The 19,791-nt window shown below is 68.1% G+C and carries 32 protein-coding genes; all 32 read right to left on the bottom strand.

The genetic code is table 11. The annotated features are described in order from the left end of the window. Window positions 1-85: 85 nt before the first annotated feature. The 32 genes from rpsD to rpsG all read right to left on the bottom strand — a co-directional run bounded on the left by rpsD (window position 86) and on the right by rpsG (window position 19,790). Window positions 86-712, bottom strand: coding sequence for a 30S ribosomal protein S4 (gene rpsD, locus GA0070620_RS25605; RefSeq protein WP_091594961.1), 627 nt, complete (start codon window positions 710-712; stop codon window positions 86-88). 13 nt (window positions 713-725) lie between these two features. Then, entirely contained in the window at window positions 726-1,133 is a 408-nt protein-coding gene (gene rpsK / locus GA0070620_RS25600) for a 30S ribosomal protein S11 (RefSeq protein ID WP_007073011.1), read from the bottom strand. A gap of 19 nt (window positions 1,134-1,152) precedes the next feature. Beyond that, a complete protein-coding gene (gene rpsM / locus GA0070620_RS25595; protein ID WP_007073012.1) occupies window positions 1,153-1,533 on the bottom strand; it encodes a 30S ribosomal protein S13 in 381 nt (126 codons plus the stop codon). A 263-nt stretch (window positions 1,534-1,796) separates the two neighbouring features. Beyond that, window positions 1,797-1,910, bottom strand: a complete 114-nt coding sequence (gene rpmJ / locus GA0070620_RS25590) for a 50S ribosomal protein L36 (RefSeq protein ID WP_088982067.1) — start codon at window positions 1,908-1,910, stop codon at window positions 1,797-1,799. A gap of 93 nt (window positions 1,911-2,003) precedes the next feature. Continuing rightward, complete coding sequence (gene infA, locus GA0070620_RS25585) at window positions 2,004-2,225, bottom strand: translation initiation factor IF-1 (protein WP_007073013.1); 222 nt, start codon at window positions 2,223-2,225, stop codon at window positions 2,004-2,006. A 378-nt stretch (window positions 2,226-2,603) separates the two neighbouring features. Further along, window positions 2,604-3,458: a type I methionyl aminopeptidase gene (gene map, locus GA0070620_RS25580; protein WP_091594959.1), complete on the bottom strand. Its 855-nt coding sequence runs from the start codon at window positions 3,456-3,458 to the stop codon at window positions 2,604-2,606. An 86-nt stretch (window positions 3,459-3,544) separates the two neighbouring features. Next, window positions 3,545-4,198, bottom strand: coding sequence for an adenylate kinase (locus GA0070620_RS25575; RefSeq protein WP_091594957.1), 654 nt, complete (start codon window positions 4,196-4,198; stop codon window positions 3,545-3,547). Further along, window positions 4,199-5,527: a preprotein translocase subunit SecY gene (gene secY / locus GA0070620_RS25570; protein ID WP_091594955.1), complete on the bottom strand. Its 1,329-nt coding sequence runs from the start codon at window positions 5,525-5,527 to the stop codon at window positions 4,199-4,201. A 229-nt stretch (window positions 5,528-5,756) separates the two neighbouring features. Then, window positions 5,757-6,200, bottom strand: a complete 444-nt coding sequence (rplO, locus tag GA0070620_RS25565) for a 50S ribosomal protein L15 (protein ID WP_091594953.1) — start codon at window positions 6,198-6,200, stop codon at window positions 5,757-5,759. Next, window positions 6,200-6,382, bottom strand: coding sequence for a 50S ribosomal protein L30 (rpmD, locus tag GA0070620_RS25560; protein ID WP_012015110.1), 183 nt, complete (start codon window positions 6,380-6,382; stop codon window positions 6,200-6,202). Before rpmD ends, rplO begins: the two co-directional genes overlap by 1 nt. After that, window positions 6,382-6,996 (bottom strand): 30S ribosomal protein S5, encoded by a 615-nt coding sequence (rpsE, locus tag GA0070620_RS25555; RefSeq protein WP_091102580.1) that lies wholly within the window; start codon window positions 6,994-6,996, stop codon window positions 6,382-6,384. Before rpsE ends, rpmD begins: the two co-directional genes overlap by 1 nt. A 33-nt stretch (window positions 6,997-7,029) precedes the next feature. Beyond that, on the bottom strand, window positions 7,030-7,419 hold the full coding sequence (gene rplR / locus GA0070620_RS25550) for a 50S ribosomal protein L18 (protein WP_091594952.1): 390 nt from the start codon (window positions 7,417-7,419) through the stop codon (window positions 7,030-7,032). Further along, a complete protein-coding gene (gene rplF / locus GA0070620_RS25545) occupies window positions 7,416-7,958 on the bottom strand; it encodes a 50S ribosomal protein L6 (protein ID WP_091594950.1) in 543 nt (180 codons plus the stop codon). The genes rplR and rplF overlap by 4 nt, the downstream gene beginning before the upstream one ends. Before the next feature lie 16 nt (window positions 7,959-7,974). After that, on the bottom strand, window positions 7,975-8,382 hold the full coding sequence (rpsH, locus tag GA0070620_RS25540) for a 30S ribosomal protein S8 (RefSeq protein ID WP_091594949.1): 408 nt from the start codon (window positions 8,380-8,382) through the stop codon (window positions 7,975-7,977). A gap of 95 nt (window positions 8,383-8,477) precedes the next feature. After that, a complete protein-coding gene (locus GA0070620_RS25535; protein WP_007073023.1) occupies window positions 8,478-8,663 on the bottom strand; it encodes a type Z 30S ribosomal protein S14 in 186 nt (61 codons plus the stop codon). A gap of 1 nt (window position 8,664) precedes the next feature. After that, a complete protein-coding gene (rplE, locus tag GA0070620_RS25530) occupies window positions 8,665-9,234 on the bottom strand; it encodes a 50S ribosomal protein L5 (RefSeq protein ID WP_091594947.1) in 570 nt (189 codons plus the stop codon). Then, the gene (gene rplX / locus GA0070620_RS25525) at window positions 9,234-9,554 is read right to left on the bottom strand and encodes a 50S ribosomal protein L24 (RefSeq protein WP_172836497.1); all 321 of its coding nucleotides are present in this window, start codon (window positions 9,552-9,554) and stop codon (window positions 9,234-9,236) included. The genes rplE and rplX overlap by 1 nt, the downstream gene beginning before the upstream one ends. Beyond that, window positions 9,551-9,919, bottom strand: a complete 369-nt coding sequence (gene rplN, locus GA0070620_RS25520) for a 50S ribosomal protein L14 (RefSeq protein WP_020520472.1) — start codon at window positions 9,917-9,919, stop codon at window positions 9,551-9,553. The genes rplX and rplN overlap by 4 nt, the downstream gene beginning before the upstream one ends. Window positions 9,920-10,016: 97 nt before the next feature. Then, complete coding sequence (gene rpsQ, locus GA0070620_RS25515) at window positions 10,017-10,292, bottom strand: 30S ribosomal protein S17 (RefSeq protein WP_091594945.1); 276 nt, start codon at window positions 10,290-10,292, stop codon at window positions 10,017-10,019. Further along, window positions 10,289-10,525 (bottom strand): 50S ribosomal protein L29, encoded by a 237-nt coding sequence (rpmC, locus tag GA0070620_RS25510; RefSeq protein ID WP_076466662.1) that lies wholly within the window; start codon window positions 10,523-10,525, stop codon window positions 10,289-10,291. Before rpmC ends, rpsQ begins: the two co-directional genes overlap by 4 nt. Further along, complete coding sequence (rplP, locus tag GA0070620_RS25505; RefSeq protein WP_007465292.1) at window positions 10,525-10,950, bottom strand: 50S ribosomal protein L16; 426 nt, start codon at window positions 10,948-10,950, stop codon at window positions 10,525-10,527. The genes rpmC and rplP overlap by 1 nt, the downstream gene beginning before the upstream one ends. 3 nt (window positions 10,951-10,953) lie before the next feature. Further along, window positions 10,954-11,811 carry a 30S ribosomal protein S3 gene (rpsC, locus tag GA0070620_RS25500; protein WP_091594943.1) on the bottom strand — a complete coding sequence of 286 codons (858 nt, stop codon included), beginning with the start codon at window positions 11,809-11,811 and terminating at the stop codon, window positions 10,954-10,956. Continuing rightward, window positions 11,811-12,266, bottom strand: coding sequence for a 50S ribosomal protein L22 (gene rplV, locus GA0070620_RS25495; RefSeq protein WP_091594941.1), 456 nt, complete (start codon window positions 12,264-12,266; stop codon window positions 11,811-11,813). Before rplV ends, rpsC begins: the two co-directional genes overlap by 1 nt. A 40-nt stretch (window positions 12,267-12,306) precedes the next feature. After that, a complete protein-coding gene (rpsS, locus tag GA0070620_RS25490) occupies window positions 12,307-12,588 on the bottom strand; it encodes a 30S ribosomal protein S19 (RefSeq protein WP_091125151.1) in 282 nt (93 codons plus the stop codon). A 15-nt stretch (window positions 12,589-12,603) separates the two neighbouring features. Next, complete coding sequence (rplB, locus tag GA0070620_RS25485) at window positions 12,604-13,443, bottom strand: 50S ribosomal protein L2 (protein ID WP_091594939.1); 840 nt, start codon at window positions 13,441-13,443, stop codon at window positions 12,604-12,606. A gap of 12 nt (window positions 13,444-13,455) precedes the next feature. Beyond that, window positions 13,456-13,758: a 50S ribosomal protein L23 gene (gene rplW, locus GA0070620_RS25480; RefSeq protein ID WP_076466668.1), complete on the bottom strand. Its 303-nt coding sequence runs from the start codon at window positions 13,756-13,758 to the stop codon at window positions 13,456-13,458. Continuing rightward, window positions 13,755-14,405 (bottom strand): 50S ribosomal protein L4, encoded by a 651-nt coding sequence (gene rplD / locus GA0070620_RS25475; RefSeq protein ID WP_091594937.1) that lies wholly within the window; start codon window positions 14,403-14,405, stop codon window positions 13,755-13,757. The genes rplW and rplD overlap by 4 nt, the downstream gene beginning before the upstream one ends. Next, window positions 14,402-15,067 (bottom strand): 50S ribosomal protein L3, encoded by a 666-nt coding sequence (gene rplC / locus GA0070620_RS25470; protein ID WP_091594935.1) that lies wholly within the window; start codon window positions 15,065-15,067, stop codon window positions 14,402-14,404. The genes rplD and rplC overlap by 4 nt, the downstream gene beginning before the upstream one ends. 11 nt (window positions 15,068-15,078) lie before the next feature. Then, a complete protein-coding gene (gene rpsJ, locus GA0070620_RS25465; RefSeq protein WP_007073037.1) occupies window positions 15,079-15,387 on the bottom strand; it encodes a 30S ribosomal protein S10 in 309 nt (102 codons plus the stop codon). A gap of 345 nt (window positions 15,388-15,732) precedes the next feature. Further along, complete coding sequence (tuf, locus tag GA0070620_RS25460) at window positions 15,733-16,926, bottom strand: elongation factor Tu (protein ID WP_091594933.1); 1,194 nt, start codon at window positions 16,924-16,926, stop codon at window positions 15,733-15,735. A gap of 222 nt (window positions 16,927-17,148) precedes the next feature. Then, window positions 17,149-19,245 (bottom strand): elongation factor G, encoded by a 2,097-nt coding sequence (gene fusA / locus GA0070620_RS25455; RefSeq protein ID WP_091594931.1) that lies wholly within the window; start codon window positions 19,243-19,245, stop codon window positions 17,149-17,151. A gap of 74 nt (window positions 19,246-19,319) precedes the next feature. Next, entirely contained in the window at window positions 19,320-19,790 is a 471-nt protein-coding gene (gene rpsG, locus GA0070620_RS25450; RefSeq protein ID WP_046567226.1) for a 30S ribosomal protein S7, read from the bottom strand. Window position 19,791: the final 1 nt, after the last annotated feature.

The following is a 19,791-nucleotide window of genomic DNA, read 5'->3' as shown; positions in this document are numbered from 1 at the left end:
TCTTCCGGGGCGCCCGCTATTTGACGCCCACGACACAAACTGTTCCGGTGGCCCGCCCCGGAGGACGAGCCACCGCAACGAGCCCTTACTTGGAGTAGAGCTCGACGATCAGCTGCTCCTGGACCTGGGTGTCGATCACCTGGCGAGCCGGGAGCGAGTGCACGAGGATCTTCATCTGGCTGGGGATCGCCTCCAGCCAGGCCGGCACCGACCGCGAACCGGCCTGCGCCTGCGCCACCAGGAACGGGGTGAGCTGCTTGCTCTTCTCCCGGACCTCGATGATGTCGTGCTCCTTGACGCGGTACGACGGGATGTCGACCTTCTTGCCGTTTACCGTGAAGTGACCGTGCTTGACCAGCTGGCGGGCCATGTCACGGGAACCGGCGTAGCCGGCCCGGTAGACCACGTTGTCCAGCCGCGACTCGAGGATCTGCAGGAGGACCTCACCGGTCTTGGCCTGCTTGGCCACGGCCTCCTCGTAGTAACCGCGGAACTGCTTCTCCAGCACGCCGTACACGCGGCGGGCCTTCTGCTTCTCGCGGAGCTGGAGCAGGTACTCCGTCTCCTTGGTGCGGCCGCGGCCGTGCTGCCCGGGCGGGAACGGCCGGGACTCGAACGGGCACTTCGGGCCATCGCACTTGCTGCCCTTGAGGAACAGCTTCATCTTCTCCCGCCGGCAACGGCGGCAGTCAGCACCGGTGTAACGAGCCATCTCTCTCTACCTCTCAGACCCGGCGACGCTTCGGCGGACGGCATCCGTTGTGCGGCTGCGGGGTGACGTCGGAGATCTGACCGACCTCCAGGCCGACGGCCTGCAGCGAACGGATGGCGGTCTCCCGGCCGGAGCCGGGGCCCTTGACGAAGACGTCGACCTTGCGCATGCCGTGCTCCATCGCCCGGCGCGCGGCGGCCTCGGCGGCCAGCTGCGCGGCGAACGGGGTCGACTTGCGCGAGCCCTTGAAGCCAACCTGGCCCGCGGAGGCCCAGGAGATGACCGCACCGGTCGGGTCCGTGATGGACACGATGGTGTTGTTGAAGGTGCTCTTGATGTGCGCCTGCCCGTGGGCGACGTTCTTGCGTTCCTTGCGCCGGACCTTCTTGACGGCGGCTCCGGCACGAGCCTTCGGTGGCATAAGTCTTCTGCGCTCCTATTTACTTCTTGCCGGGCTTCTTCTTGCCGGCGACGGTCCGCTTCGGGCCCTTGCGGGTGCGGGCGTTGGTCCGCGTCCGCTGGCCACGCACGGGCAGGCCCCGGCGGTGCCGGATACCGGCGTAGCAGCCGATCTCGACCTTGCGGCGGATGTCAGCGGCGACCTCGCGGCGCAGGTCGCCTTCAACCTTGTAGTTGGCCTCGATGTGGTCGCGGAGCTGGACGAGCTCCTCATCCGTGAGGTCCCGGGCGCGCTTGTCCGGCGAGATGCCGGTGGCGGCGAGCGTCTCCAGAGCGCGGGTGCGACCCACGCCGAAGATGTAGGTGAGCGCGATCTCCATCCGCTTTTCGCGGGGGAGGTCGACGCCGACTAGACGTGCCATGTGCGGGCGTGCTCCTCGTGATGTTGTGGCGGAGGTCTGCACCCGTCCCACCCCGCCCCGGCCGTGTCGCCTCCGGCGCGATTCGCGCCGGCGACCGTACGGCCGCTGCCCGAGCGGGCCCCGGCCTCCGACCGGGGGTTGGCCACGAAGGAGTACGCGTGACGCGTACCGCTCGCGGCTGGGACGAGCATGTGTGATGTGTGTGCTCCGGATCTGCCGCCCGGCCGGTCCTCACCGGCCGCTGACACGACCGGACGAGGGGCTCAGCCCTGGCGCTGCTTGTGGCGCGGGTCGCTGCAAATGATCATGACCCGGCCGTGCCGGCGGATCACCCGGCACTTGTTGCAGATCCTCTTGACGCTCGGCTTGACCTTCACGGTTGCCTTACTTCCCATCAGGCCCGGTGACGCGTCTGGCGCGACCTCGGACGTCGAAGACGGACACGGGGTAGCTTCCGGCCGCCGTCAGGCTTACTTGTAGCGGTAGACGATGCGCCCGCGGGTCAGGTCGTACGGCGAGAGTTCGACGACGACCCGGTCCTCCGGCAGGATGCGGATGTAGTGCTGCCGCATCTTGCCGCTGATGTGAGCCAGCACCTTGTGGCCGTTCGCGAGCTCCACCCGGAACATGGCGTTCGGCAGGGGCTCGATGACCCGACCCTCGATCTCGATGGCTCCGTCTTTTTTCGGCATGTCCTCCGCTGTCCTGACGTCGGTTACTCCGGACGGCCCACAACGTCTTTCACGGGTAACCGACCAAGATCAGGTATCCCGCGCCAGCCGCGGTCTCCGGCCCCACCGAAGCGCAGGATGGGCATGCCGGAGTGGACGCTGTGCGCCGATCTGAAAGTGTACGCCGGACGGCGCGCCCCCGCCAAACCGCCCCACCAGTACCCCCCGCCCGCCCCCCGCCCGACCCCCCACCCGCCCCCCGCCCGGACCCGGTGATCAAGAGATTTGCGTCAGGATCGGCGCGCGATCTGACCGAAAGCTCTTGATCAGCGAGCAATCGGGCGCGCGGCGGGAGGGGTGGGAGGGGCGGGGTGGGGTGGGGTGGGGTGGGGTCGCTGGTCAGGAGGTGGGGCTGGTGGTGGCGGGCTGGCGGGCGGTCACCAGATCGCCGAGGCGGGCCCGGCCGCCGTCGGGGGCGGTCAGCACCCACACGCCGTCGGGCAGCAGGGCCATGCTGTGCTCGACGTGCACCGCCATCGACCCGTCCCGGGTCACCACGGTCCAGCCGTCGGCCAGCTCGACCGTACGGGGCGAGCCCATCGTGATCATCGGCTCGATCGCCAGCGCCATCCCGGGCACCAGGCGGGGACCCTTCCCCGGCCGCCCGTGGTTGAGCACGTGCGGGTCCTGGTGCATCTCGGTGCCGATGCCGTGCCCGCCGTAGCCGTCGACGATGCCGTACCGGCCGCCGCGGCGGACGGCGTCCTCCACCGCGTGGGAGATGTCGGTGAGCCGGCCTCGGCCGCTCGCCGCCCCGCGGGCCGCGGCGGCGATCCCCGCCCACATCGCGTCCTCGGCCACGGCGGCCATCTTCAGCAGCGCCGGGTCGACGTCGCCCACCCCGACCGTGATGGCCGCGTCGCCGTGCCAGCCGTCGAGCACCGCACCGCAGTCGATCGAGATCAGGTCGCCGTCCTTGAGCACCTGGGTTGGCGCCGGGATCGCGTGGACCACCTGCTCGTTGACGGACGAGCAGATCGACGCCGGGTAGCCGTGGTAGCCCTTGAACGAGGGGACGGCGCCGGCCTCCCGGATGGTCGACTCGGCGATGGCGTCCAGGTCGGCGGTGCTGATCCCCGGGGCGACCGCCTCCCGCATCCGTCGCAGGGCCTCGGCGACCACCAGACCGGCGGCACGCATCTTCTCGATCTGGTCCGGGGATTTCAGCTGGATGTCCAGCTGGGGACGACGCATGGAGCGTTACCTTTCGTGGCCGTTCAGCGGGGCACGTCGCACGTACCCCGCTGTTCGCACTCTATCCGCCGGAGAGCGGCGGGACGTCAGCCCCCGTACGAGCGCAGGGCGTCGATCGCGCGGACCGTGACGTCCTCGACCGGGCCGGTGGCGTCGATCCCGACCAGCTTGCCCTGGGCGCCGTAGTAGTCGACCAGCGGCGCGGTCTTCTCCGCGTACTCCCGCAGGCGGGTCGCGATGGTCTCCGGCTTGTCGTCGTCCCGCTGGAACAGCTCCGCCCCGCACCGGTCGCAGATGCCCTCGCGGGTGGTGGCGTCGAACTCGACGTGCCAGATCTTGCCGCAGCCCCGGCAGGTGCGCCGGCCGGACAGCCGCCGGATCACCTCGTCGTCGTCGACCACCAGCTCCAGCACGACGTCCAGCGCGGTGCCGAGGTCCGCGAGGAGCTTGTCGAGCGCGGCGGCCTGCGGCGTCGTACGCGGGAAGCCGTCGAGCAGGAAGCCCTCACTGGCGTCCGGCTCGGCGAGCCGGTCCCGGACCATGTTGATGGTGACCTCGTCCGGGACCAGCTCGCCGGCGTCCATGTAGCGCTTCGCCTCGACGCCGAGCGGCGTGCCCTGGGACACGTTCGACCGGAAGATGTCGCCGGTCGAGATCTTCGGGACCGAGAGGTGCGCAGCGATGAACTCGGCCTGCGTGCCCTTGCCCGCGCCCGGCGGGCCAACCAGAACGAGTCTCATCTACCGCAGGAACCCTTCGTAGTTCCGCTGCATCAGTTGGCTCTCGATCTGCTTGACGGTCTCCAGACCGACGCCAACCATGATCAGCACAGCGGTGCCGCCGAACGGGAAGTTCTGGTACTGCTGGTTGTCCAGCCAGATGAAGAAGAAGTTCGGCAGGATCGAGACGATGCCCAGGTAGAGCGCGCCCGGCAGGGTGATCCGGCTGAGGATGAAGTCCAGGTAGTCGGCCGTCGGCTTGCCCGGGCGGATACCCGGCACGAACCCGCCGTACTTCTTCATGTTGTCCGCGACCTCGGTCGGGTTGAACGTGATCGAGACGTAGAAGTACGTGAAGAAGATGATCAGCAGGAAGTAGACCGAGATGTAGATCGGGCTGTCGGGGGCCACCAGGTTGTTCTGGATCCAGGCCTGGGTCTTGCCCGGGTTGTTCTGGTCGAAGAACTGCAGCGCGAGCTGCGGCAGGTAGAGCAGCGACGACCCGAAGATGACCGGGATGACACCCGCCTGGTTGACCTTCAGCGGGATGTAGGTGGAGGTGCCGCCGTACATCCGCCGGCCGATCATGCGCTTGGCGTACTGCACCGGGATCCGGCGCTGCGCCTGCTCGATGAACGTGACCGCGGTGATGACGACCAGGACCAGGGCGATGACGAGGAAGAACTTCCACCAGCCCTGCGAGGTCTTGATCTGCCAGCCCTCGCCGGGGAGGCGAGCGGCGATCGAGGTGAAGATCAGGACGGACATGCCGTTGCCGACGCCGCGGTCGGTGATCAGCTCACCGAGCCACATGACCACGCCGGTGCCGGCGGTCATCGTCATGACCAGGATGCCCAGGGTCAGCCAGTCCGGAATGCCGGTGCCCTCGGGGATGATCGGGAACTGGTCGCAACGGTTCTGGAACAGCTGCCCGGAGCGGGCCAGCGCCACGAACGTCGAGGCCTGCAGCACACCGAGACCGAGCGTCAGGTAGCGGGTGTACTGGGTGATCTTCGCCTGGCCGGACTGACCCTCCTTGCGGAGCTGCTCCAGCCGCGGGATCACCACGGTCAGCAGCTGCAGGATGATCGACGCGGTGATGTAGGGCATGATGCCCAGCGCGAAGACCGAGAGCTGAAGCAGTGCCCCACCGGAGAACAGGTTGAGCAGGTTCAGCACACCGGTGGTGTCGCCCTGCAGGAGGTCGAGGCACTTCTGCACGTTCCCGTACGACACACCGGGGCTGGGCAGGGTCGCCCCCAGCCGGTAGACCGCGATGATGCCGACTGTGAACAGCAGCTTCTTGCGCAGGTCAGGCGTACGGAACGCACTGAGAAAGGCGGACAGCAACTTCTTCCTCCTGCGCGAGGCGGGCCGCCGGTTGTCCCTGGCGGATCGGGGTGGGTGCCGGGCGAGTGCCCGATATCCATGGCTGGGAAGGGACTCTAACAGCCCGATCCCGTGCCGGGCAGGTGTGCCCGGCTACATAAATCGCTTCCGATGTTACTGGCCGCACACGGCCCAGGTAGACCATGGCGCCCGCCAGTTGCGATCAACTGGACGGGCGCCATGGAACGCCTTACAGCTCGGTGACGGAGCCACCGGCGGCGGCGATCTTCTCCTTCGCCGACGCGCTGAACGCGTGCGCCGACACCTGGAGGGTCACGCCACCGAGGTCCCCGGTGCCGAGGACCTTCACCGGCTGGCCCTTGCGGACCGCGCCGGCCTCGACCAGCTCCAGCGGACCGACCTGGCCGCCGTTCGGGAACAGCTCGGCGAGCCGGTCCAGGTTGACCACCTGGAAGGTCACCTTGAACTTGTTCTTGAAGCCCTTCAGCTTCGGCAGGCGCATGTGGATGGGCATCTGCCCACCCTCGAACGCCGCCGAGATGTTCTTCCGGGCCTTCGAACCCTTGGTACCGCGGCCGGCGGTCTTGCCCTTGGAGCCCTCACCGCGACCCACGCGGGTCTTCGCGGTCTTGGACCCCGGCGCCGGGCGCAGGTGGTGGACCTTGATCGTCATTACTCGACCTCCTCGACCTTCACGAGGTGGTTCACAGTGAAGATCATGCCGCGGATCTCGGGCCGGTCCTCCTTGACCACCACGTCGTTGATCCGCTTGAGACCGAGCGAACGCAGCGAGTCACGCTGGTTCTGCTTGGTCCCGATCTCGGATCGGACCTGGGTGACCTTCAGGCGAGCCATCAGGAAGCCACCCCCGCCCGCGACGCCAGCATGGCGGCCGGCGCGACGTCCTCCACCGGCAGGCCACGGCGGGCGGCGACGGCCTCCGGGGACTCGAGCCCCTTCAGCGCCGCCACGGTGGCGTGCACGATGTTGATCGGGTTCGACGAGCCGAGGCTCTTGGAGAGCACGTCGTGGATGCCCGCGCACTCCAGCACCGCGCGCACCGGCCCACCGGCGATGACACCCGTACCGGCGGAGGCCGGCTTGAGCAGCACGACGCCGGCGGCGTCCTCGCCCTGAACCGGGTGCGGGATCGACTGACCGATCCGCGGCACCTTGAAGAAGTGCTTCTTGGCCTCCTCGACGCCCTTGGCGATCGCCGCGGGCACCTCCTTGGCCTTTCCGTAGCCCACGCCGACCGTGCCGTCGCCGTCGCCCACGATCACCAGGGCGGTGAAGCTGAAGCGACGACCACCCTTCACGACCTTGGCGACGCGGTTGATCGCGACGACCCGCTCAAGGTGCGGGGTCTTCTCGACGGGCGCGTTTCCGCGGCCGCCCTCACGGCGGTTGTCGCGGCGACCACCCTCGTTGCCACCGGACCCGCCGCCACGGCGCTGTTGACCTGGCATCAGCAGCCTTCCTTCTCTCTCGTGACGGGGTTACTAGAACTCGAGCCCGGCTTCGCGGGCGGCGTCGGCGAGCGCGGCGACCCGCCCCGCGTACCGGTTGCCGCCGCGGTCGAAGACGACCTTGGAGATGCCGGCGGCCTTGGCCCGCTCGGCGAGCAGGGCGCCCACCTTGCCGGCGAGGGCGCTCTTGTCGCCCTCGGTGCCGCGCAGCGAGGCGTCCAGGGTCGACGCCGACGCCAGGGTGTGACCCTTGGTGTCGTCGACGATCTGGGCGACGATGTGCCGCAGCGAACGGGTGACGACCAGGCGCGGACGCTCGGCGGTGCCACTGACGTTCTTGCGGACCCGGAAGTGCCGACGCGCCCGCCCGACGGCGCGCTTGGCGGCGACCCCGCGGCGGCGCTTGAGCAGCGTGGCGGTCACTTCTTACCTGCCTTTCCAGCCTTGCGGCGGATGACCTCGCCCTGGTACTTCACGCCCTTGCCCTTGTAGGGCTCCGGCGGGCGGATCTTCCGGATGTTGGCGGCGACCTCACCGACCTGCTGCTTGTCGATGCCGGCCACGTGGAACAGGGTCGGCCGCTCCACGGTGAAGGTGATGCCCTCCGGTGCGGGCACCACGACCGGGTGCGAGAACCCGAGCGCGAACTCGAGGTCCGTGCCCTTGGCCGTGACCCGGTAACCGGTGCCGGCGATCTCCAGGCTCTTGCGGTAGCCCTCGGTCACGCCGACGATCATGTTGGCGACCAGGGTACGGCTGAGCCCGTGCAGCTCCTTGGCCTTCCGCTCGTCGTTCGGGCGGTTGACGGACAGCTGGCCGTCCTCGCCCTTCTCGATCGTGATCGGCTCGGCCAGGGTGTGCGACAGCTCGCCCTTCGGGCCCTTGATCTTGACGGTCCGCCCGTCGATGGTGACGTCAACGCCGGTTGGCACCGGGATCGACTTACGTCCAATACGCGACATTTCTACCTGTCTCCCGTTACCAGACGAAGGCGAGGACTTCCCCGCCAACGCTCCGCTTGCGGGCCTGCCGGTCGGTGAGCAGCCCCTGGGACGTCGAAATGATCGCCACGCCCAGCCCACCGAGCACCCGGGGGAGCCCGTCCGACTTGGCGTACACCCGGAGACCGGGCTTGGACACGCGCTTGATGCCGGCCAGGCTCCGCTCGCGGTTCTGGCCGTACTTCAGCTCGACGACCAGTCGCTTGCCGACGGCGCCCTCCTCGGGGTCCTCGACCGACCAGGTGGCGATGTAACCCTCGGCCTTCAAGACCTCGGCGATGTTCGCCTTGATCTTGGAGTAGGGCATCGTCACCCGGTCGTGGTACGCCTGGTTGGCGTTACGCAGACGCGTGAGCATGTCTGCGATCGGGTCGGTCATCGTCATGGATTTCGTCAACCTTTCTCGCCGGGGTTCCCGCGTTCGCCCGCAGGCCTACGGCGAAGAGACAGTGCAGCTGACGCGCGGAGCGCGCCGGGCTATTACCAGGAAGCCTTGGACACGCCGGGCAGCTCACCGCGGTGGGCCATCTCCCGGATGCACACCCGGCAGAGACCGAACTTGCGGTAGACCGCCTTCGGACGCCCGCACCGCTGGCAGCGGGTGTACGCGCGAACCGAGAACTTCGGCTTCGCGGCCGCCTTGAGGATCAGCGCCTTCTTGGCCATCTCAGTTCTCCTTGAACGGGAAGCCCAGGAGCTTGAGCAGCGCCCGGCCCTCGTCGTCGGTCGTGGCGGTGGTGACCACCGTGATGTCCATGCCCCGCTGGCGATCGATCTTGTCCTGGTCGATCTCGTGGAACACCGACTGCTCGGTCAGACCGAACGTGTAGTTGCCGTGCCCGTCGAGCTTGCGCCCGTCCAGACCGCGGAAGTCGCGGATACGCGGCAGCGCGATGGACAGCAGCCGGTCCAGGAACTCCCACATCCGGTCGCCGCGGAGGGTGACCTTCGCGCCGATCGGCATGCCCTCGCGGAGCTTGAACTGCGCGATGGACTTGGTCGCCCGACGCACCTGCGGCTTCTGGCCGGTGATCGTGGCCAGGTCGCGGACGGCGCCGTCGATCAGCTTGGCGTCACGGGCGGCCTCGCCGACACCCATGTTGACGACGATCTTGACCAGCCGCGGCACCTGCATCGGGTTGCCGTAGCCGTACTGCTCGCGCAGCTGGGCCACGATCTCGTTGCGGTACCGCTCCTTGAGGCGCGGCAGGGTCTTGGTTTCGGTAGCCGTGGTCATCACAGGTCCTTACCGGTGCTACGCGCGATGCGGACCTTCTGGCCGTTGTCGTCGATCCGGTAGCCGATGCGGGTCGGCTTGCCGTCGGAGTCCAGGACCATCACGTTCGAGACGTGGATCGGGGCCTCCTGGGTGACGATGCCACCGGTCTTGGCGCCACGCTGGGTGGTGCTGATGCGGGTGTGCTTCTTGACCCGGTTCACGCCCTCGACCAGGACCTTGTCCTGCCGCGGGTAGGCCGCGATGACCTTACCCTTGGCACCCTTGTCCTTGCCGGCGATGACGACGACCGTGTCGCCCTTCTTGACCTTCACGGTCACAACACCTCCGGCGCGAGAGAAATGATCTTCATGAACCGCTTGTCCCGCAGCTCACGGCCCACCGGGCCGAAGATACGGGTACCGCGCGGGTCCCCGCCGTCCTTGATGATGACGGCGGCGTTCTCGTCGAAGCGGATGTACGACCCGTCCGGGCGCCGCTTCTCCTTGACGGTGCGAACGACGACGGCCTTGACGACGTCGCCCTTCTTCACACCGGCACCGGGGATCGCGTCCTTGACGGTGGCCACGATGACGTCGCCGATGCTCGCGTAGCGCCGACCGGAGCCACCGAGAACCCGGATGCACAGGATCTCCCGGGCACCCGTGTTGTCGGCGACGCGCAGTCGCGACTCCTGCTGAATCACGTCTATCTCCTATGTCTGCCGGTTCTCCGGCCGCCGTGGCGGCCGGAGCCTGGCGGAACCCGCGCCCGACGCGACGCCGGGCGAGCTCGAGCCTTCGCTACTTGGCCTTTTCCAGGATCTCCACGAGCCGCCAACGCTTCGTGGCGGACAGCGGCCGGGTCTCCATGATCAGGACCCGGTCGCCGATGCCGGCGCTGTTCTGCTCGTCGTGCACCTTGAGCTTGCTGGTCCGGCGCATGATCTTGCCGTACAGCGCGTGCTTGACCCGGTCCTCGACCTCGACGACGACGGTCTTCTCCATCTTGTCGCTGACGACCAGACCCTCACGGACCTTGCGGCGCGCCCGCGCGCTGGCGGTGGTGTTCTCGCTCATCCTGCAGTCACCTCAGTCGGCGCGGCCGAGAGCCCCAGCTCGCGCTCACGCATGATCGTGTAGATCCGGGCGATCTCCCGACGGATGACCTGCAGCCGCCGGTTGTTGTCCAGCTGCCCGGTTGCGGCCTGCACGCGGAGGTTGAACAGCTCCGCCTTGGCCTCCCGCAGCTTCGTGACCAGCTCCTCCTCGGAGAGCTCACGCAGCTCGGAGGCCTTAACGCCCGCTGCCATCAGGACTCACCCACTTCGCGCGTCACAATGCGGCACTTCATCGGGAGCTTGTGGATCGCGCGACGCATCGCCTCTCGCGCGATCTGCTCGTTGGGGAAGGACATCTCGAAGAGAACCCGCCCCGGCTTCACGTTGGCGACCCACCACTCGGGCGAGCCCTTACCGGAACCCATCCGGGTTTCCGCCGGCTTCTTGGTGAGGGCCTGGTCCGGGAAGATCGTGATCCAGACCTTGCCGCCACGCTTGATGTGACGGGTCATCGCGATACGCGCCGACTCGATCTGCCGGTTGGTCACGTACGCCGGCTCGAGAGCCTGGATCCCGAACTCGCCGAACACCACCCGGTTACCACCCTTGGACGCGCCACTGCGGTCCGGGTGGTGCGGCTTGCGGAAGCCCTTCGGGGGCTTGCGCGGCATCAGCATCTGTCAGCCCTCCTGCTGCGTTTCTGCCGCGGCGGCGACGGCGGCGGGATCCACCGCGTCACCACTCGGCGTCTCGGCCTGCTGCGCGAGCGTCGTCGCGGCAGCCCGGCCGGCCTCGGTACCGCCGGCGGTCGTGCCGGACGAACCCGACCGACCACGGCGCGGCCGCTCGGGCCGGTCGCCACGGTCACGGCGCGGGCGGGACGGACCGGCCTCGGCCGGGGCCTCCCGGCCCGGGACCGCGTCGCCCTTGTAGATCCAGACCTTCACACCGATCCGGCCGAAGGTGGTACGGGCCTCGAAGAAGCCGTACTCGATGTTGGCCCGCAGCGTGTGCAGCGGCACCCGGCCCTCGCGGTAGAACTCGGTCCGGCTCATCTCGGCGCCGCCGAGACGGCCCGAGACCTGCACCCGGATGCCCTTGCAGACCGGGTTCTTCATCGCCGACTGCATGGCCTTGCGCATCGCCCGACGGAAGCTGACCCGGCTGGACAGCTGCTCGGCCACGCCCTGCGCGACCAGCTGAGCGTCCGACTCGGGGCTCTTCACCTCGATGATGTTGAGCTGCACCTGCTTGCCGGTCAGCTTCTCCAGCTCGCCGCGGATCCGGTCGGCCTCCGCGCCCTTACGGCCGATGACGATGCCCGGCCGGGCGGTGTGGATGTCGACCCGGACCCGGTCCCGGGTCCGCTCGATGTCGACCTTGGAAATGCCGGCGCGCTCCAGGCCCTTGGACATCATGCGGCGGATCTTGACATCCTCGCCGATGTAGTCCTTGTAGAGCTTGTCCGCGAACCAGCGGGACTTCCAGTCGGTCGAGATCCCGAGCCGGAACCCGTGCGGGTGAACCTTCTGACCCATTACTCCGCGCCCTCCGTGTTGCTCTGCGTCTCGGCCGGCGCGGCCTGCTTCGCCGGAGCCGTCTTCTTCGCGGCCTTGCGCGGCGCGGCCGGCGCGACGGCCTCGACCGCCACCGTGATGTGGCAGGTGCGCTTGCGGATCCGGTACGCCCGGCCCTGCGCCCGCGGCTGGAACCGCTTCATGGTCGGGCCCTCGTCCACGAACGCCTCGCTGACGAGCAGCGCGTCGGGGTCCAGCCGCTCGTTGTTCTCCGCGTTGGCGATCGCGCTAGCGAGCACCTTGTACACCTGCTCGCTCGCAGCCTGCGGCGCGAACTGCAGCACCGTGAGCGCCTCCTTCGCGGGCAGGCCGCGGACGAGGTTGACCACCCGGCGCGCCTTCATCGGCGAGATGCGCACGTGCCGCGCAACCGCCCGCGCGCCCGGAAGCACCGGAGCGTCGCCCTTTCCTGGCATCGCTGTAACCCCTTGATCCTCTATCCGTATGCCCGCGGCGTCAGCGCCGACGGCTCTTCCGGTCGTCCTTCTCGTGACCCTTGAAAGTGCGGGTCAGCGCGAACTCGCCGAGCTTGTGCCCGACCATCGCCTCGGTCACGAACACCGGGACGTGCTTGCGTCCGTCGTGCACGGCGATCGTGTGCCCGAGCATCTCCGGGATGATCGTCGAGCGGCGCGACCAGGTCTTGATGACGTTCTTGGTGCCCTTGTCGTTCTGCGTCTCCACCTTCTTGATCAGGTGGTCGTCAACGAACGGGCCCTTCTTCAGGCTGCGAGGCATAAGTCAGCTCTCCTGTTAGCCGCGCTTGCGGGTGGCGTAGCGGCGGCGGACGATCAGCCGGTCGCTCGGCTGGCCCTTACGACGGGTGCGGCCCTCGGGCTTACCCTGCGGGTTGACCGGGTGGCGACCACCGGAGGTCTTACCCTCACCACCACCGTGCGGGTGGTCGACCGGGTTCATGGCGACACCACGGACGGTCGGGCGCTTGCCCTTCCACCGCATGCGGCCGGCCTTACCCCAGTTGATGTTCGACTGGTCGGCGTTGCCGATCTCGCCAATGCTGGCCCGGCAGCGCACGTCGACGCGCCGGATCTCGCCGGACGGCATGCGGAGGGTCGCGTACGCGCCCTCACGGCCGAGCAGCTGGATGCCGACGCCGGCCGAGCGGGCCAGCTTGGCGCCACCGCCCGGACGCAGCTCCACATTGTGGATCGTGGTGCCGACCGGGATGTTGCGCAGCGGCAGGTTGTTGCCCGGCTTGATGTCCGCGCTCGGGCCCGACTCCACCGAGTCGCCCTGCTTCAGGTCCTTCGGCGCGATGATGTAGCGCTTCTCACCGTCGGCGTAGTGCAGCAGCGCGATACGCGCGGTGCGGTTCGGGTCGTACTCGATGTGAGCGACCTTCGCCGGCACGCCGTCCTTGTCGACCCGCTTGAAGTCGATCAGACGGTACTGCCGCTTGTGACCGCCACCGTGGTGCCGCGTGGTGATCCGGCCGTGGGCGTTGCGTCCGCCCTTCTTCGGCAGCGGCGCCAGCAGCGACTTCTCGGGCGTCGATCGGGTGATCTCGGCGAAGTCGGCAACGCTGGAGCCACGCCGGCCCGGCGTCGTCGGCTTGTACTTACGGATAGCCATTGTCTACACCCCTCAGCTGACCGGGCCGCCGAAGGCCTCGATACGGTCACCGTCAGCCAGCTTCACCATCGCCCGCTTGGTGTCCTTGCGCTTCCCGAACCCGGTGCGGGTCCGCTTGCGCTTGCCCTCGCGGTTGAGCGTGTTGACCGTCAGGACGCGGACGTTGAAGATCTGCTGGATAGCGATCTTGATCTCGGTCTTGTTCGCGTCCGGGTGCACCAGGAAGGTGTACCAGTTGCGGTTCAGCTCGCTGTAGCTCTTCTCCGAGACGACCGGCGCCACGATGATGTCGCGCGGGTCGGCGATCGTGCTCACTTGCCACCCTCCTCGGTGGTCTCGGCGGGCACGCCCAGGAACTCGTCCAGGGCGTCCTTCGTGAAGACCACGTCGTCGGCCACCAGCACGTCGTACGTGTTCAGCTGGCCGGCCTCGATCAGGTGCACGCGCGGCTCGTTGCGCAGCGACACCCAGTTCAGCTCGTCGGTGCTGCTCAGCACGACCAGGACCCGACGGGCCTCGGTCAGCTTGGCCAGCGTGGCCAGGGCCGCCTTGGTCGACGGCTTGTCGCCGGCGACGAACGCCTCGACGACGTGCACCTGGCCGGCGCGGGCCCGGTCAGAGAGGGCGCCACGCAGGGCGGCGGCCTTCATCTTCTTCGGGGTCCGCTGGCTGTAGTCACGCGGCACGGGGCCGTGCACCACGCCGCCGCCGGCGAACTGCGGCGCGCGGATCGAGCCCTGGCGGGCACGACCGGTGCCCTTCTGCTTGTAGGGCTTCTTGCCGCCGCCGGCGACCTCGCCGCGCGTCTTGGTCTTGTGCGTGCCCTGTCGGGCAGCCGCGAGCTGCGCAACCACGACCTGGTGCATCAGCGCGACGTTGGCCTGCGCGTCGAAGATGTCAGCCGGCAGCTCGACGGAGCCGCTCTTGGTGCCTTCGACGGTGAGGACGTCAACGGTGGTCACTTGGCCACACCGCCCTTCTTCGCCTTGGTCTTGGCCGCGGTGCGGACCAGGACCAGCGCGCCCTTGGGGCCAGGGATGGCGCCACGGACGAGCAGGAGGTTGTTCTCGGTGTCGACCGCCTGGACGGTCAGGTTCTGGACGGTGTAGCGCACGCCACCCATCCGGCCCGCCATCCGGGTGCCCTTGAAGACGCGACCCGGGGTGGCGCAGGCGCCGATGGAGCCCGGCGAGCGGTGCTTGCGCTCGACACCGTGGCCCGCGCCCAGACCGCGGAAGCCGTGCCGCTTCATCGGACCGGCGTAGCCCTTGCCCTTGGTCCGGCCGGTCACGTCGACCGTCACGCCCGCCGGGAACTCCTCGACCGTGACCTCCTGGCCGAGCGAGTAGTCGGCGGCGTCGACGGTGCGCAGCTCCACGATGTGCCGGCGCGGCGCCACGTCCGCCTTGGCGTAGTGACCGCTGATCGGCTTCTTGACCTTGCGAGGGTCGATCGCGCCGTAGGCGAGCTGGACCGCGGAGTAACCGTCCTTCTCGGCGCTACGAACCTGGCTGATGACGCACGGGCCGGCCTCGACCACGGTCACCGGCACAACACGGTTGTTGTCCCAGACCTGGGTCATACCGAGCTTTGCGCCCAGGATCCCCTTAACTTGCCTGTCCATTTGTCCGGTCCCTACAGCTTGATCTCGATGTCGACGCCAGCCGGCAGGTCGAGGCGCATGAGCGAGTCGACCGTCTTGGGGGTCGGGTCGATGATGTCGATCAGCCGCTTGTGCGTACGCATCTCGAAGTGCTCGCGCGAGTCCTTGTACTTGTGCGGCGAGCGGATGACGCAGAAACGGTTGATCTCCGTGGGCAGCGGCACCGGGCCAGCGACCTGCGCCCCGGTACGCGTCACCGTCTCGACGATCTTCCGAGCCGAGGAGTCGACGACCTCGTGGTCATAGGCCTTGAGCCGGATGCGGATCTTCTGTCCCGCCATGGTGGCTTCTGTTCCTTCTCTCGATGCCGCTGTGTTGCGGGCGCCTGCACCGGCTGGTGCAGGCCCACTTCGCCGACCCCCGCGGTCGGGCGTGTCGCGCCCTCGGGCCAGGCTCCGCCCCGGGCTCCGGAGCGTTCCGACCACGCGGTGGGTCAAGGCGCCGATCGCTACTGCGACCTGAACGCCGTGCGAGGGTGGTTGGCGGGCGAACCGCCAACCACCCCACGCTCGACTGTCCTGCTGCCCGGAGGTTCGACTCAGCCGAACACGGGCAGCGAACTGCCGTTACGCAACCTGACTAGTATGCCGCACGACCGGCGGCGGGTCTAATCGGGGTTACCTAGCTCACTTGATGATCTTGGTGACGAACCCGGCGCCGACGGTGCGGCCACCCTCGCGGATCGCGAACTTGAGGTTCTCCTCCATGGCGATGGGCTGGATCAGCTTCACCGTCATGGTGGTGTTGTCACCCGGCATGACCATCTCGGTGCCCTCGGGGAGCGTGACGACACCGGTGACGTCCGTGGTCCGGAAGTAGAACTGCGGACGGTAGTTCTGGAAGAACGGGGTGTGCCGGCCGCCCTCCTCCTTGGAGAGGATGTAGACGGTCGCCTCGAACTCCGTGTGCGGGGTCGTGGTGCCCGGCTTGATGACCACCATGCCGCGCTCGACGTCCTCGCGCTTGATGCCACGCAGCAGCAGACCGACGTTCTCACCCGCGCGGGCCTCGTCGAGCAGCTTGCGGAACATCTCGATGCCGGTGACGACCGTCTTCTGCGACTTCTCGCGGATACCGACGATCTCCACCTCCTCGTTCGGCTTGAGCACGCCGCGCTCCGCGCGACCGGTGACGACCGTGCCACGACCGGTGATCGTGAAGACGTCCTCGATCGGCATCAGGAACGGCTTCTCGGTCTCGCGCTCCGGCTGCGGGATCGCGTTGTCGACCGCGGTCATCAGGTCCATCAGCTTGCCGGTCCACTCGGGGTCACCCTCGAGGGCCTTCAGCGCCGAGACCCGGACGACCGGCAGGTCGTCTCCCGGGTACTCCTGCGACGAGAGCAGCTCACGGACCTCGAGCTCGACGAGCTCCAGGAGCTCCTCGTCGTCGACCATGTCGCTCTTGTTGAGCGCCACGACGATGTACGGCACACCGACCTGACGGGCCAGCAGCACGTGCTCGCGGGTCTGCGGCATCGGGCCGTCGGTCGCCGCCACCACCAGGATCGCGCCGTCCATCTGCGCGGCACCGGTGATCATGTTCTTGATGTAGTCGGCGTGACCGGGGCAGTCGACGTGCGCGTAGTGACGCGCCTCGGTCTGGTACTCGACGTGCGCGATCGAGATCGTGATGCCGCGGGCCTTCTCCTCCGGCGCCTTGTCGATCTCGTCGAACGGCGTGTACGGGTTCAGGTCCGGGAACTGGTCGTGCAGGACCTTGGTGATGGCCGCCGTCAGCGTCGTCTTACCGTGGTCGATGTGACCAATGGTGCCGATGTTGACGTGCGGCTTAGTCCGCTCGAACTTCGCCTTCGCCACTGGTGTCCTCCTGTGGACTTTCTTGGTTCGTTCGCCCCGGTGCGCCGGTCGGCGCTTAGGACTCTGTCGACAGCCTTTCCGGCCTGACGGCCGGAGAGCCTTTGTGGGTTCTGCGGCGATGAAGCCTACAGGCCCGGATTCACGCAATCCGACCGAGGTGGCCGCGAGCGGAAGTGCCCTCCCGCGGCCGGCCCCGGCTCATCGGATCAGCTCAGGCGAGCGTCACTCACCCGTCGCCTTGGCGATGATCTCCTTGGCGACCGAGGCCGGAACCTCGGCGTAGGAGTCGAACTGCATGCTGTAGCTAGCCCGGCCCTGGGTCTTCGACCGCAGGTCGCCGACGTAGCCGAACATCTCCGACAACGGCACCAGGGCGCGGACGACGCGGGCACCGCCGCGCTCCTCCATCGCCTGGATGATGCCACGGCGGGAGTTGAGGTCGCCGATGACGTCACCCATGTTCTCCTCAGGAGTGGTGACCTCAACGGCCATCATCGGCTCGAGCAGCGCCGGGTCGGCCTTGCGGGCCGCCTCCTTCAGCGCCATCGAACCGGCGATCTTGAACGCCATCTCGGACGAGTCGACCTCGTGGTACTGACCGTCCACCAGGGTCAGCTTGACACCCACCAGCGGGAAGCCGGCGAGGATGCCGTACTGCATGGCGTCCTGGGCGCCCGCGTCCACCGACGGGATGAACTCCCGGGGGATGCGGCCACCGGTGACGGCGTTCGCGAACTCGTAGGTCGGCGAGTCGTTGTCCAGCGGCAGCGGCTCCAGGCTGATGATCACCCGGGCGTACTGGCCGGAACCACCGGTCTGCTTCTTGTGGGTGTACTCGACCTTCTCCACCGTGCGGCGGATGGTCTCGCGGTACGCCACCTGCGGCTTACCGATGTTCGCCTCGACGTTGAACTCGCGGCGCATCCGGTCGACCAGGATGTCCAGGTGCAGCTCGCCCATGCCGGAGATGACCGTCTGGCCGGTCTCGTCGTCCAGCTTGACGCGGAAGGTCGGGTCCTCCTCGGCCAGCCGCTGGATGGCGGTGCTGAGCTTCTCCTGGTCAGCCTTGGTCTTCGGCTCGATGGCGACCTCGATGACCGGCTCCGGGAAGGTCATCGACTCCAGGATGACCGGGTTCGCCGGGTCGCACAGGGTGTCACCGGTGGTGGTCTGCTTGAGACCCTGCACCGCGATGATGTCGCCAGCCTTGGCGGAGCTGCGCTCCTCCCGCTTGTTGGCGTGCATCTGGTAGATCTTGCCGATCCGCTCCTTGCGGTCCTTGGTGGAGTTGACCACCTGGGACCCGGACTCGACGACGCCGGAGTAGACCCGGACGTAGGTGAGCTTGCCGAGGTGCTTGTCGGTCTGGATCTTGAAGGCCAGGCCCGAGAACGGCTCCGAGGTGGAGGGCTTCCGCTGCATCGGGGTCTCGCCGTCGGTCGCGGTGCCCTCGATCGCCGGGATGTCCAGCGGCGACGGCAGGTAGTCGACCACGGCGTCCAGCATCGGCTGGATGCCCTTGTTCTTGAACGCGGAGCCGCAGAGCACCGGGTTGGCCTTGCCGGCGATGGTCGCGCGACGGATGGCGGCCTTGATGTCCTCGACGGCGATCTCCTCGCCCTCCAGGTACCGCTCCATCACCGCGTCGTCGACGTCGGCCAGGGTCTCCATCAGCTTCTCGCGCCACTCGGCCGCGGAGTCGGCCAGCTCGGCCGGGATCTCCTCGATCGCGTAGTCCTCACCCTTCTGGGTCTCCCCGCGCCAGGTGAGGGCGCGCATGTTGATCAGGTCGATGACGCCGATGTGCTCGGCCTCGGTCCCGATCGGGATCTGGAGCACCAGCGGAGTGGCGTTGAGCCGGTCGATCATCATCTGCACGCAGCGGAAGAAGTCGGCACCGGTCCGGTCGAGCTTGTTGACGAAGCACATCCGGGGGACGTTGTACTTGTCGGCCTGGCGCCAGACGTTCTCCGTCTGCGGCTCCACGCCGGCGACACCGTCGTACACCGCGACCGCACCGTCCAGCACGCGCAGCGACCGCTCCACCTCGACCGTGAAGTCGACGTGGCCGGGCGTGTCGATGATCTGGATCGTGTGGCCCTTCCACTCGCACTTGGTGGCGGCGGAAGTGATGGTGATACCGCGCTCCTGCTCCTGCTCCATCCAGTCCATGACGGCAGCGCCCTCGTGGACCTCACCGATCTTGTACGTGATACCGGTGTAGAACAGGATTCGCTCGGTGGTAGTGGTCTTACCGGCATCGATGTGCGCCATGATGCCGATGTTGCGTACGTTGGCGAGCGCGTCTGCGGCGGCCACTTCAATCCCTACTTATCGTCGTCTCGACACAACTGGTGGCGGTTCCGGCGCCGGTCGGCGCCGGAACCAGGGTGTTACCAGCGGTAGTGCGCGAAGGCCTTGTTGGACTCGGCCATCTTGTGCGTGTCCTCGCGCCGCTTGACGGCGGCGCCGAGGCCGTTGCTCGCGTCCAGCAGCTCGTTCATGAGCCGCTCGACCATGGTCTTCTCCCGGCGCGCGCGCGAGTAGGTGACCAGCCAGCGCAGACCCAGGGTGGTCGCGCGGGCCGGACGCACCTCGACCGGCACCTGGTAGGTGGCGCCACCGACGCGGCGGCTGCGCACCTCGAGGGTCGGCTTGACGTTGTCCATCGCCCGCTTCAGGGTGACGACGGGGTCGGTGCCGGACTTCTCGCGGCAGCCCTCCAGGGCGGCGTACACGATGCGCTCGGCGAGCTGCCGCTTGCCGCGCAGCAGGATCTTGTTCACCAGCTGGGTGACCAGCGGCGAGTTGTACACCGGGTCAGCGACCAGCGGCCGCCGCGGAGCGGGTCCCTTACGCGGCATG

This window comes from Micromonospora krabiensis (assembly GCF_900091425.1).
GTDB classification, from domain to species: Bacteria; Actinomycetota; Actinomycetes; order Mycobacteriales; family Micromonosporaceae; genus Micromonospora; species Micromonospora krabiensis.
This window is presented reverse-complemented; position numbering and strand designations above follow the sequence as displayed.